This window comes from Kineococcus glutinatus (assembly GCF_039542765.1).
Taxonomy (GTDB): Bacteria; Actinomycetota; Actinomycetes; order Actinomycetales; family Kineococcaceae; genus Kineococcus_A; species Kineococcus_A glutinatus.
This window is the reverse complement of sequence record NZ_BAABIL010000705.1, coordinates 1-1,528: the sequence shown is the minus strand read 5'-3', so window position 1 is coordinate 1,528 and position 1,528 is coordinate 1. Positions and strand designations below refer to the sequence as shown.

At 78.5% G+C, this 1,528-nt stretch carries 2 protein-coding genes; one reads left to right on the top strand and one right to left on the bottom strand.

What is annotated here, in order from left to right:
- Window positions 1-456 (bottom strand): sigma-70 family RNA polymerase sigma factor (locus ABEB16_RS20405; protein WP_345714024.1); only part of this gene is annotated, 456 nt, incomplete at its 3' end.
- 253 nt (window positions 457-709) lie between these two features.
- On the opposite strand from ABEB16_RS20405, the gene ABEB16_RS20400 reads away from it, so the two are divergent.
- Window positions 710-1,405 carry an SAF domain-containing protein gene (locus ABEB16_RS20400; protein WP_345714023.1) on the top strand — a complete coding sequence of 232 codons (696 nt, stop codon included), beginning with the start codon at window positions 710-712 and terminating at the stop codon, window positions 1,403-1,405.
- The last annotated feature ends 123 nt before the right edge of the window (window positions 1,406-1,528 follow it).

The following is a 1,528-nucleotide window of genomic DNA, read 5'->3' as shown; positions in this document are numbered from 1 at the left end:
GCAGGAGAGCAGCTCGGCGATCTCCTCGTCGTCGCAGCCCTCGTAGTAGCGCAGCACCAGGACGGCGCGCTGCTTGCGCGGCAGCGCCGCCAGCCGCCGCCACAGGTCGTCGCGCAGCACGACGTCGCCGGCGAGGTCGCGGCCGCCCGTGCGGGCGTCGCCGAGGTCCACGAGGCGCTCGCCGACGGCCTGCACGTGCCGCACGGACCAGCGCCGCCGCCACGACAGGTACTCGTTGAGCACCATCCGGCGCACGTAACCCTCCGGGGAGCCGGCGGCGGCCACCGAGCGCCAGCGCAGCTGCGTCCGGGCCAGCACCTCCTGCACCACGTCCTGGGCCAGGTCCCGGTCGCCGGTGAGCGCCGTGGCGTAGCGCAGCAGCTCCGGCAACCGGGCGGTGGCGAACTCCTCGAAGGTCACACCACAACAGACGCACAGCCGGTCCGTTCCGTGCACTCCCGCAGCGCGCGGATCCGCGGCCCGGGCGATCGTCACTCTGCGTTGCTCCCATCGGGCGGAAGTCGTCGCCCGGCCGGGCGAGCCGATACGCGCGGTGACCGTGGACCCGGTGTGCTGCACCTACGTTCGAGCTGTGCCCCGGGCCGCGCCCCGCCGGGCCCGTGCCCCACGCCGTGCCCACCCGTGCCCCACCCGCGCCCACGACGTGCGCCACCCGCGCCCACGCCGCGCCCCCCGCCAGGAGAACCCCATGCCGCGCCCCGCCGCCACCGCGGTCCTCGACGCCCCGAGCCCGCTGCGCCGCCCGCCCACCCCCGTGCGGGACCGCCGCCCGGCGCTGGCCGCGCTCGCCGCGCTGCTCGTCGTCGGCGGCGGGCTGGGCAGCGCCCTCGTCGTGCACCGCAGCGGCGACCGCGTCGACGTCCTCGTCACCCGCGAGGACGTCGAGGCCGGCCAGCTGCTCACCGACGACGACTTCGCCGTGGCCCGGGTGGCGGCCGACGGCGGCGAGGTCGTGCCCGCCGCCGCCCGCGCGAACTTCGTGGGCACCCACGCCAGCGGCCGCATCCCCGCCGGCACCCTCGTCAACCGCACGATGTTCGTCGCCGGCGGTGTCGTGCCCGACGGCGCGGTCGTCGTGGGCGCCGTGCTCGGCCCCACCCAGCGCCCCGCGCAGCCGCTGGTCACCGGCGACGTCGTGCGGGTCTACCTCGTCGGTGGCGGCGACGGGACGTCGGCCGCGGGGACGCCCGGCGAGGTGCTGCTGGCGGCCGCGCGCGTGGTGTCCGCCGACGGTGCCGCCGCGGCCGCCGACAGCACGTCGGTGTCGCTGCTCGTGCCCGCCGACAGCGCGGGGGCCCTGGTCTCGGCGGCGGCCGCCGGGCAGGTCGCGCTGGCGGCGCTGGCCGGCTCCACCGCGCCCGTCGTCGACCTGGCGAGGGGCTGACCCGTGGCCCTGGTGACCTTCTGCTCCGCCAAGGGCGCCCCCGGGGTGACGACGAGCGCCGCGCTCGTCGCCGCGCTGTGGCCGCGGCCCGTGCTGCTGCTGCACGCCGACCCCGCCGGCGGC

Bases quoted from the DNA above. Each gene is read 5' to 3' on its own strand.
- ABEB16_RS20400 (WP_345714023.1), top strand. From the start codon at position 710: ATGCCGCGCCCCGCCGCCACCGCGGTCCTCGACGCCCCGAGCCCGCTG.